Origin of the sequence: Roseateles sp. (assembly GCF_031397715.1) — a bacterium.
Taxonomy (GTDB): Bacteria; Pseudomonadota; Gammaproteobacteria; order Burkholderiales; family Burkholderiaceae_C; genus Paucibacter_A.
In genome coordinates, this window is sequence record NZ_JANNMI010000048.1 from 1 (window position 1) to 6,530 (window position 6,530).

The window sequence follows — 6,530 nt, forward strand, 5'->3', positions numbered from 1 at the left end:
GCTCTCGCTGTAGTCAACCTCGATCAAGCATTTGACAGCGCTGCCGAAGCGCTTGAAGGCGGCCCGCGCGTCGGCCACATTGATGACGCTGTCGCGCGGCGACAGCAGCATCAGCAGCGGCGCGCTGATCGCCTCCAATCGGCTCGCGCGTACCTGCTTCACCAAGGACATCATCGGGTCCAGCGCCGAGGTCGGGTATTCATGCGTCCAGAAGCGCGCCTTGGTGGCGTTGAGGGGCGAGTAGCGCATCACGCCGCCGTGTACCCAGTGGATCAGGGCGCGGCCCCATGACCAGTTGATCAGCGCGGCAAAGCGATCCTTGGGGCCAAAGTTGGGGGACACCAATACCCAGGCCGCGACATCGTGCCCCTGCGGTTGCAGGGCGGCCCAGGCGGCCAGCGTGGCGCCGGTGGACGTGCCCATCACCAGCACCCGCTGGCCCAGCTGATGGCCCAGCGCCAGCGCCTCCAGTGCGTCGGCCTGCCACTGCGCGACCGACATGCCGGCCATGGCCGCGCCGGGCCGGCCATGCCCACTCAAGCGGGTGTAGAAGACATGGCCGCCCAAGCCTTGCGCGAGCATTTCGGGCAGCGGCGCCATCTCCTGGCGCGTGGCGGTGAAGCCATGCAGATAGACCACCGCCCAGGGCGCCCGTACCCGACCGGCGGGGCCCCAGACGATGTGCTTCTCGGCGCCCGGCGTGACGTCAAGCAGACGCGCCTCGGCCGCGGCCAGATGCGCGTCGAGCTGATCGAGCCGGGACGGCAGCGCGTCGACCGCAGTTGACTTCAGGCCAATACAGCCGCCATCGCCGCGGCCGTGGCCTCGACGTTCTTGCTGTTCAGCCCGGCCACGCACATGCGGCCCGAACGGACCAAATAGACGGCAAACTCTTCCTTCAAACGGTCCACCTGAGCGGCGCTCAAGCCGGTGTAGCTGAACATGCCGCGCTGGGTCAGGAAGTAGTCGAAATTGCGGCCCGGCAGCTTGGCACTGAGCACCTCGTACAAGGCGTTACGCATCTCGTGAATGCGTTGGCGCATCGCGTCGACTTCGCCTTCCCACTGCGAGCGCAGGGCCGGGTCGGTCAACACGCGAGCGACCAGCTGGCCGCCGTGCATCGGCGGGTTGGAGTAGTTGCGGCGGATCAAGAACTTCAGCTGGCCCAACACATTGACCGCCTGCGCGGCATTCGGGCAAACCACGCTCAGCGCGCCGCAGCGCTCGCCGTACAAGCTCATGCTCTTGGAAAAGCTGTTGGCGACGAAGAAGCTCAGGCCCGCGTCGGCCATCGCACGCACGGCGAAAGCGTCCTCCTCGATGCCGTCGCCATAGCCTTGATAAGCCAGGTCCAGGAAGGGCAGCAAATCGCGCTCTTTCAGCACCGGGATCAGCTCGTCCCACTGCAGCGGGGTCAGGTCGACACCGGTCGGGTTGTGGCAGCAGGCGTGCATCAAAACCACGCTCTTGGCCGGCAGCGCCTGGATGGCGGCCAGCATGTCGGCAAACCGCACACCGCCGGTGGCCGCGTCGTAGTAGGGGTAGGTTTTGACCTCGATGCCGGAGCCTTCAAACACCGCGCGGTGGTTGTCCCAGGTCGGGTCGGAGACATAGATGGCGCTGTCGGGGAAATAGCGCTTGATGAAATCAGCGCCGACCTTGAGGCCGCCGCTGGAGCCGACGCTCTGTATCGTCACCGTGCGTTCCAGCACCGGGTTGCCGTCACCGAACAACAGCTTTTGCACGGCGCTGCGGAAATTGGCCGCGCCTTCCATTGGCAGATAAGGCCGCGCGCCGGCCTCGGCCACCACTTGCAGCTCCGCCTTGCGGACCGAATCCAGCATCGGGATCTTGCCGTCATCATCAAAGTAGATGCCGATCGACAGGTTGATCTTGCCCGCACGGGTGTCTTTCTGGAAGGCCTCGTTGAGGCTCAGGATAGGGTCGCCGGCATAGGCGTCAACGTGATGGAACATGGTCAGGACTCCAGGCAAAAAGGGACAAAAACTCGGCGCATTATCGCGGGGCTTGCGATTGCCAATCCAAGCGCTGCAGCAGCATCGCGTCGCCATAGCTGAAAAAGCGATACTCGGCCGCGATGGCGTGGCGGTACAGGGCCATGATGGGCGCATAGCCGGCAAAGGCACTGACCAACATCATCAGCGTGCTCTTGGGCAAATGAAAGTTGGTGACCAGGCTGTCGACGACGTTGAACTGAAAGCCGGGCGTGATGAAAATCGCGGTCTCGCGCGCGCCAGGCTGCAATTCACCTGCCGAGGCCGCCGACTCCAGCGCCCGCAGCGTGGTGGTGCCGACGGCCACCACCCGCCCGCCGCGCGCCTTGCAGGCGGCCACCGCTTCGACGGTCGCGGCCGTGACCTCAAACCACTCGCTGTGCATCTTGTGCTGGTCCAGCCGCTCCACCCGCACCGGCTGAAACGTGCCGGCGCCAACGTGGAGAGTGACATGCGCGGTGGCCACGCCGTTGGCGGCCAAGCGAGCCAGCAAGGCCTCGTCAAAGTGCAAGGCGGCGGTCGGCGCCGCCACCGCGCCGGGCTCCTTGGCAAACACGGTCTGGTAACGCCTTACGTCATCGGCTGCGTCGGCGTGAGCGATATAGGGCGGCAGCGGCACATGGCCATGCAGCTCCAGCAGCGCGAACGGGTCACTGGGGAAGCGCAGATGGAACATGCCGTTGTCGGGGCCGCAGCGGCCCAAGACCTCGGCGTCAAAGGCGTCGTTGAAGCGCACCCAAGAGCCGGGCTTGGGGCTTTTGCTGGCGCGCAGATGGGCCCAGACTTCCAAGGTTCCGGGTAGCACGCGTTCAATCAAGGCCTCCACTGAGCCGCCGGTGGACTTGGCTCCGAACATCCGCGCCTTGATCACCTTGGTGTTGTTGAAGACCAGCAGGTCGCCGGGGCTTAACAGCTCGGGCAGCTCGCGGAAGATGCGGTCAACGGGGGGCTGGCTGCGGCCATCCAGCAGGCGGGAGCCGCTGCGCTCGGGCGCAGGATGCTGAGCGATCAGCGCCGGCGGCAGCTCGAAATCAAAGTCGCTGACGCTGTGCGTGAAGTGAGGGCTGGATTGCATGCAGTGTTGAGGGCCGGACGGACCCGTGCCAAACAAAATGAAAGAACGGCATTTTCCCATGCGGGCCGGGCGGCATGAGCTTTACAGACTACGCCAGCACCCCAGTGCATGCCTGGCGCCGTCATATGCAGCAGTTAGTCTTCACGCTGTCGGTCCTTGTTCTGCATCTCGCCAGGCTTTGTTGCCAGCGCGACAGCCGTGCCTGAGACGGCCATTCTTTTGTCTTAGCTCGGAGCAGTACAACATGAACCTCAAAAACAACAAGCAATTCCCAGGTGGGAGCGCCGTCGCGGCCTTCGCGCTGTTCGGTTTCGGCGCCATCAGTGCGGCCTCGGCCCAGACGCTGGAGGTGTTTGCCAACGGCAGCTTGACCGCGTCGAACGCCAGCAACACAGTCGTCAATCACCTCCACACAAGCGTGGGCGCCGCGACCGGCTTCAATTTCAGTGGCGCTACCGGCTCGTTCACGCCGCAAGTGAGTGGCAATAATTTCTTTTACGCGGCTTATGTGATCCAGACCACGACCGCGATTGCCGAGAGCATCGCCACGACGCTCAACAACAGCACCGGCGTGCTCAATCTGTCCGAGCGGATCTACGCCTTCAATGGCAGCTTCCTGGGCGACAACTCGGCCGGCCCGAATATTGTCCAAAAATGGAGCGACAACATCTCGCTGGGCGGCGCTTCCATCTCGGTGCTGGCGCCGACCCATCTGACCGCCGGTCTGTACGTGCTGGAGGTGCGTGGCAACACCAAGGGAAATTTCGGCGGCGCGCTGGCGATTTCGCCGGTGCCGGAGCCGCAACAGTACGCGTTGCTGCTGGCCGGCCTGAGCCTGCTGGGCTTCGTTGCGCGGCGCCAAAGCAAGGCCGGTTGATGGCCTGAACCCTTCGCTTGGCTGGTTTGATACAGGTCAAGCTGACCGGGGGCCAATGGTGCGAGCATCCATTCAAGGAGACTCGCAATGAAACTTCAAGCCGTTCAACAAGACCTGAGCCCGGGTCAATATGCTGTGCTGGAGGCCGCGCTGCGGCAGCGCCAAGCCGTGCTGGAGCAAGCGCTGCAGTCACAGTTGGGTGAGCAAGGCCGGGTCGAGCATGCCCGCGAGCAATTGCTCCAAGACGGCGACGGCGAGCAAGCCCATGCCACCGACCGGGAGGTCGATTTGGCGCGCAGCGATGCCAATCTGGACGCGCTGCGTCAAGTCAACGAGGCGCTGCAACGCCTGCGCAGCGCTGAATTTGGCTTGTGCAGCGACTGCGGCGCGGCGATTGCGTTCGAGCGCCTGAAGGCCAATCCCGAGGTGCCGCGCTGCATCACTTGCCAGGCCGCCATCGAGCACGGCCAGGCCGGCACAGCGCGCAAGCTTTAACTCCTCACACTTCTTCATCCCACCGAAAGGACTTTCAGTCATGACTATGTTTCACGCTCTTGTTTGGCTCGATCATCAAAGCGCCAAGGTCTTGCAGTTCGACGAGGCTCATGTGCAGGCCGAGAAGGTCAAGGCGCACAGCCATCACACCAAGCAGCATGGCAGCGCGGTGCGCAGCGAGCATGAGTTTTTTGGCGAGGTCTGCGACGCGCTGGACGGCATCGAGGAGGTGCTGGTGGTGGGTTCTTCCACCGCACAAGCCGACTTCAAGCATTACGCCGACAAGCACCGCCCGCTTACCGCCAAGCACATCGTCGGTTATGAAACCGTTGACCACCCGACCGAGAACCAACTCGTCGCCATCGCCAAGCAGTTCTTCTTGAAGTACGACCGGATGGCCGGGACACCGTCGCCGATGTGAGTTATTTGAGCCGCTGAGCTCCTCTGGAGCGCAGGCGGCCGCGGCCACGGCACAATGCCGCCCATGCCCGAGGCCAGCACCACGCCCCCACCCAACAAGCCCAAGTCCGCGCCGCAAAAGGCGCTGGAGAAGCTCGGCCTGCTGCGCGATATCGACCTGGCCCTGCATCTGCCGATGCGCTATGAGGACGAGACCCGCATCACGCCGATTGCCGAGGCGCAGTCGCATGAGGGCGAGGCGGTGCAATGCGAGGGCGAGGTGCTGGAGTGCCGAGTTGAGACGCGCGGCCGGCGCGTGCTGCTGGTGACCATCACAGACGACAGCGGCGCGGAGCCAAGTCATTCGTCGGGCCGCCCCAAGAATGACTTGCCCCCCTCGGGGGGTGAGCTGGGTACACGCAGCTCTGGGGGCTCACAATTAGTGTTGAGGTTTATCCACTTCTACCCCTCGCATCAAAAGACCATGGCCGTCGGCGCCCGCATCCGTGTGCGAGGCGAGTTACGTCACGGTTTTTTTGGTCGCGAGATGGTGCACCCCACGTTCAAAGCCGTCGTCGAAGGCACGGCCCTGGCCACGGCGCTGACGCCCGTTTACCCGGCCAGCAACGGCCTGCCGCAAGCCTATTTGCGCCGCGCGGTCGCTTCGGGCTTGAGCCGCGCCGACCTGAACGAGCTGCTGCCCGCCGGCGTCGTGCCGCCCACGCTGCCGGCGTTGCGCGACGCCTTGAACTTCCTGCATCACCCGCCGCCGCAAGCGCGCCTGATGACCTTGGAAGACCACAGCCACCCGGCCTGGCAGCGGCTCAAGTTCGAGGAGTTATTGGCCCAGCAAATCAGCCAGATGCAGGCGCAGCGTGAACGGGCGCTGCTGAAAGCGCCGGCCCTCAAAGCCAAACGCGGTGGCCTGCACGAGCAGTTGCTGGCGGTGTTGCCGTTTGGCTTGACCGGCGCGCAACAGCGGGTCAGTGAAGAAATAGCGCAAGACCTGGCCCTGGGGCAACCGATGCACCGGCTCTTGCAAGGCGATGTGGGGTCCGGCAAGACGGTGGTGGCCGCGCTGGCCGCAGCGGTGGCCATCGACGCCGGCTGGCAATGCGCGCTGATGGCGCCGACCGAGATCCTGGCCGAACAGCATTTCAAGAAGCTGGTCGGCTGGCTGGAGCCGCTGGGGCTCAAGGTGGCCTGGTTGACCGGCAGCGTCAAGGGCAAGGCCAGGCAGAAGATGCTGGACGCGGCGGCGGATGGCTCCGCGCAGCTGGTGATCGGCACGCACGCGGTGATCGAGGACAAAGTGAAGTTCGCCCGGCTGGGCCTGGCCATCATCGACGAGCAGCACCGCTTCGGCGTCGCCCAGCGGCTGGCCCTGCGCAAGAAGCTGGCGTCAATGGATCTGGAGCCGCATCTCTTGATGATGAGCGCGACGCCAATTCCGCGCACGCTGGCGATGACCTATTTCGCCGACCTGGCGGTCTCCACCATCGACGAGTTGCCGCCCGGGCGCACGCCTATCGTCACCAAGGTGTTTGCCGACAGCAAGCGTCCACGGCGCCACCGCGGCCACCGACATCACCGGTTTCGGCCTCACCGGCCATGCCTGGAACATCGCGCGCGGCTCGGGCGCCACCCTGCGTTTCCGCTTCGATTCGCT

The 6,530-nt window shown here is 64.6% G+C and carries 6 protein-coding genes and 2 pseudogenes; 5 read left to right on the top strand and 3 right to left on the bottom strand.

The window, feature by feature from the left end; genetic code table 11:
- From RMO57_RS02280 to queA, 3 genes are all read right to left on the bottom strand, one after another.
- Positions 1–858 (bottom strand): alpha/beta hydrolase (locus RMO57_RS02280; protein ID WP_310383817.1); only part of this gene is annotated, 858 nt, incomplete at its 3' end.
- Positions 789–1,976 (bottom strand): amino acid aminotransferase, encoded by a 1,188-nt coding sequence (locus tag RMO57_RS02285; RefSeq protein ID WP_310383819.1) that lies wholly within the window; start codon positions 1,974–1,976, stop codon positions 789–791. The genes RMO57_RS02285 and RMO57_RS02280, both read right to left, overlap by 70 nt.
- A 40-nt stretch (positions 1,977–2,016) precedes the next feature.
- A complete protein-coding gene (queA, locus tag RMO57_RS02290; RefSeq protein ID WP_310383821.1) occupies positions 2,017–3,090 on the bottom strand; it encodes a tRNA preQ1(34) S-adenosylmethionine ribosyltransferase-isomerase QueA in 1,074 nt (357 codons plus the stop codon).
- Positions 3,091–3,334: 244 nt separating this feature from the next.
- On the opposite strand from queA, the gene RMO57_RS02295 reads away from it, so the two are divergent.
- From RMO57_RS02295 to RMO57_RS02315, 5 genes and pseudogenes are all read left to right on the top strand, one after another.
- Complete coding sequence (locus RMO57_RS02295) at positions 3,335–3,967, top strand: FxDxF family PEP-CTERM protein (protein WP_310383822.1); 633 nt, start codon at positions 3,335–3,337, stop codon at positions 3,965–3,967.
- Between the two features lie 87 nt (positions 3,968–4,054).
- Positions 4,055–4,462, top strand: coding sequence for a TraR/DksA family transcriptional regulator (locus RMO57_RS02300; RefSeq protein WP_310383824.1), 408 nt, complete (start codon positions 4,055–4,057; stop codon positions 4,460–4,462).
- A 40-nt stretch (positions 4,463–4,502) separates the two neighbouring features.
- On the top strand, positions 4,503–4,883 hold the full coding sequence (locus RMO57_RS02305; protein WP_310383826.1) for a hypothetical protein: 381 nt from the start codon (positions 4,503–4,505) through the stop codon (positions 4,881–4,883).
- A gap of 63 nt (positions 4,884–4,946) precedes the next feature.
- Positions 4,947–6,422, top strand: a pseudogene (locus RMO57_RS02310) (ATP-dependent DNA helicase RecG); the annotation flags it as partial.
- Positions 6,418–6,530, top strand: a pseudogene (locus RMO57_RS02315) (selenide, water dikinase SelD); the annotation flags it as partial. The pseudogenes RMO57_RS02310 and RMO57_RS02315, both read left to right, overlap by 5 nt.

What these genes read in the sequence shown, in the direction of transcription:
- RMO57_RS02285 (WP_310383819.1), bottom strand. Translation starts at nt 1,976, where the DNA reads ATGTTCCATCACGTTGACGCCTATGCCGGCGACCCTATCCTGAGCCTC.
- queA (WP_310383821.1), bottom strand. Translation starts at nt 3,090, where the DNA reads ATGCAATCCAGCCCTCACTTCACGCACAGCGTCAGCGACTTTGATTTC.
- RMO57_RS02295 (WP_310383822.1), top strand. Translation starts at nt 3,335, where the DNA reads ATGAACCTCAAAAACAACAAGCAATTCCCAGGTGGGAGCGCCGTCGCG.
- RMO57_RS02300 (WP_310383824.1), top strand. Translation starts at nt 4,055, where the DNA reads ATGAAACTTCAAGCCGTTCAACAAGACCTGAGCCCGGGTCAATATGCT.
- RMO57_RS02305 (WP_310383826.1), top strand. Translation starts at nt 4,503, where the DNA reads ATGACTATGTTTCACGCTCTTGTTTGGCTCGATCATCAAAGCGCCAAG.